A 260-nucleotide genomic window follows, 5' to 3' on the forward strand; every position below is an offset into this window, starting at 1 on the left:
GTGCGGAAGTACTCGACGAGCGGCTCGACAGAGTCCGGTGAGTCGATCACCTCGGCCGAGCCGTCCATCTGCACCCACGGCCCGTCCCACTCGTCGGACAGGACGATCAGGCTCACCCGGTCGACCCGCTTGGCGTGACGGGTCTTGGCCCGTGCGGGGTACGTCGAGATGACGAGCCGCCCCGCGTCGTCGACGCCGCAGGTGAGCGGGGAGCCCGGGGGGCGGCCGTCGGACCGGGTGGTCAGCAGGACCGCCCGGTG

General features: G+C 72.3%; 1 protein-coding gene. It reads right to left on the reverse strand.

All coding sequences use genetic code 11. The features are described 5' to 3' along the window. Window positions 1-260: pyridoxamine 5'-phosphate oxidase family protein (locus tag J0695_RS43280; protein WP_206970269.1), on the reverse strand; the 260-nt coding region annotated here is incomplete at both ends.

The organism is Streptomyces beijiangensis (genome assembly GCF_017315755.1).
In the GTDB taxonomy this organism is placed as follows: Bacteria; Actinomycetota; Actinomycetes; order Streptomycetales; family Streptomycetaceae; genus Streptomyces; species Streptomyces beijiangensis.